Annotated in this window: 1 protein-coding gene and 2 pseudogenes; all 3 read right to left on the bottom strand. The window is 65.1% G+C overall.

The genetic code is table 11. The features are described from left to right. Window positions 1-31 precede the first annotated feature (31 nt). Window positions 32-349, bottom strand: a pseudogene (locus B5M43_RS14825) (integrase core domain-containing protein); the annotation flags it as partial. Window positions 350-356: 7 nt separating this feature from the next. Further along, entirely contained in the window at window positions 357-1754 is a 1398-nt protein-coding gene (locus tag B5M43_RS14830) for an IS30 family transposase (protein WP_134745138.1), read from the bottom strand. A 49-nt stretch (window positions 1755-1803) separates the two neighbouring features. Then, window positions 1804-2052: pseudogene (locus B5M43_RS14835) on the bottom strand (DDE-type integrase/transposase/recombinase); the annotation flags it as partial.

Here is a 2052-nt window from a genome sequence, read left to right on the forward strand (position 1 = left end):
TGAAGCGCCCTGGGTCTGATGGAGACTCGCGCTATTTGATTCCGACCAGCAGTTCGCGGTCGGCTTGGACAGCATAGAACGCGTTCTCGAACTCGACGGGCGGGACGTCGCCGAGGTAGCCATGGAGACGTTGCGCATTGTGCCAGTGCACCCACCCGAGCGTCGCGAGCTCGAGGTCCTCGACGGTCTTCCACGGTCCTTGGCGGGCAGGTCCGCGGACGAGTTCGGTCTTGTAATAGCCGTTCACCGTCTCGGCCAGGGCGTTGTCATACGAATCGCCGACCGTTCCGATCGAGGGTGTCGCGCCGATCTCCGCGAGGCGTTCACCGTAGCGAATCGACGTGAACTGACCAGGTTCAACCGGTCGTTGCAACACCGCTCTGTTGGAGCAACAGTAGCTGCTCGTTGAATGCCTCGGCGGGGGTCTTCCAGTCGAGTGTCTTGCGGGGCCTTGTGTTGAGTGCGTGAGCGACGGCTTCGATCTCCTCGGCCGACCAGCAGGACAGGTCGGTGCCCTTGGGGAAGTATTGACGCAGCAGCCCGTTGGTGTTCTCGTTCGTGCCACGCTGCCAGGGCGATTGGGGGTCGGCGAAGAACACCGGGATGCCCGTCTCGACCGTGAACTTTGCGTGAGCAGACATCTCTTTGCCGCGATCCCAGGTCAACGACCGTGCCAGTTGGGCGGGGAGCGTCGACATGATCCTCGCCAGCGCGTTCTTCATCGTGATCGCGCCGTAGCCGGCCAGTGCGGGGCCGTTCTTGGGTGTCTCCTTGTGCCGATAGCCCTCCTCGCGTGGGAGGTGGACCAGCATCGTGAATCTGGTCGTGCGGTCGACGACGGTGCCGATCGCTGAACGCTCGAGCCCGATCAGCAGGTCTCCTTCCCAGTGGCCAGGGACCGCGCGGTCCTCAGCTTCTGCGGGACGTTCGCTGATCAGCGTTCCGGGAGTGACGTGCGCCCACGTCTTCCGGCGTGACCGCTCCCGCGGCGCGCGCAGCGCACGGCCCGTGCGCAGACACCAGACGAGCTCGCGTTTGAGCGCACCGCGGCCCTGAATGTAGAGCGACTGGTAGATCGCCTCATGGCTGATGCGCATGGACTCATCATCGGGGAAGTCGACCTTGAGCCGGTTGCTGATCTGCTCCGGACTCCACGCCGTGGACCACCCGCGGTGCTTGCGGTGCGGCTTGTTGATCCCCGTGAACCGCGGAGGCTCGGGACCGACGATCACCTTGCCATCAGGCGTGGTGATCTGCCCCGACAATCGGTCCTGGACGTAGGTATGCAACCGCACGTTCGTGACCAGCTTCGCCGCCTTCGGGCGCTTCGCAGCCATGTCGGCCTTCCACTGCGCAACCGATGCTCGATACCCGCGACTTCCGTAGCGGACGGCCGCATTCCGGCGCAGCTCACGGGAGATGGTCCCCGGGTCACGGCCTATGGTTCGGGCGATCTCACGCACCCCGCTTCCCTGAGCACGCAGGAGCGCGATCTCCTCACGCTCAGCGAACGACAGGTAGCGTCCGGTTGGCGTCAACTTCAGATCAAACGGAGGCATGCCGCCAGCGTTGCGGAACCACCGCTGACCGACGGCTTGCGCCACGCCGACCACCGCAGCAGCCTCGATGGGCAACAGCCCCTTCGCGATCCCCGCCCAGAATGCTGCCTCGATATGCCGTGGGAACTTCGGATGCCCCGGCGACCGAAGCTTCGGTCGCTCCGCCCGATCTGCTGCCTGCTGACGACGAACCATCTGACACCTCCGCGATCACGAGGTGTTGCGACGACCAGTTGAATCCGCCCTGAGAGCCCGCGTCGCTGTGACAGCGCAGATCGGCGTGGTGGCGTCCGCGGGACCAGCGGGCCATCTCGATCGCGTCGAGGACCATCTCGGTGCGCATGTGGGACGCGACCCGCCAGCCCACAATCATCCTGCTGAACGCGTCGACGATGAAGCACACGTAAGCGACGCCGGCCCAGGTGGGCACGAACGTCAGGTCCGTCACCCAGAGCCGGTTTGGTGCGGTCGCGGTGAACTCGCGCTTGACGAG

Source organism: Microbacterium sp. MEC084, from assembly GCF_004514465.2.
In the GTDB taxonomy this organism is placed as follows: domain Bacteria; phylum Actinomycetota; class Actinomycetes; order Actinomycetales; family Microbacteriaceae; genus Microbacterium.